Origin of the sequence: Burkholderia sp. BCC1638, assembly GCF_902833195.1 — a bacterium.
Taxonomy (GTDB): domain Bacteria; phylum Pseudomonadota; class Gammaproteobacteria; order Burkholderiales; family Burkholderiaceae; genus Burkholderia; species Burkholderia diffusa.
Genome location: NZ_CADFEC010000139.1, coordinates 1 through 450 on the forward strand (window position 1 = coordinate 1; position 450 = coordinate 450).

Sequence of the window (450 nt, forward strand, 5' to 3'; positions counted from 1 at the left end):
CGCCCGTTTGCGTCCACGCCGGCCATGCCGCCGCGGGCCGTTTCGCGCCCGGCCCGCCTGGCGGCCTGGGCCACGGCGGCGCGGCGCGCGGCTTCGTACGCGCTGCTCGGCGCGGCCTCGCTGCTGCTGGGCGCCTGCAACCGGCACGACGCGAACCAGGCGGCTGCCTCGGGCGCGTCGAGTGCGTCGTCGGCCGTGCCGGCCGCGGCTTCGATGCCGGCTTCAGCCGCCGCGCTCGCTTCGGGCGCGCTGGCCGCTTCGGATTCGTCGGGCACCACGGCCTCGTTCTCGCAGGGCCTCAAGCGCGGCGACCTGATGCGCGTGGTATTCCCCAACTGGCATGAAGGCAACGATCCCGCCGCGCAGGCGGTCGAGGTCCCGCTGCCCGAGCGCGACGATTCGGGACGGATCCGGCGTACCGCCGGCAGCGCGTCGGCGAAGACGGTAGCG

The 450-nt window shown here is 76.0% G+C and carries 1 pseudogene; it reads right to left on the minus strand.

Annotation, left to right across the window (positions count from 1 at the left end):
* Positions 1–275: pseudogene (locus HWX22_RS31860) on the minus strand (hypothetical protein); the annotation flags it as partial.
* Positions 276–450 lie beyond the last annotated feature (175 nt).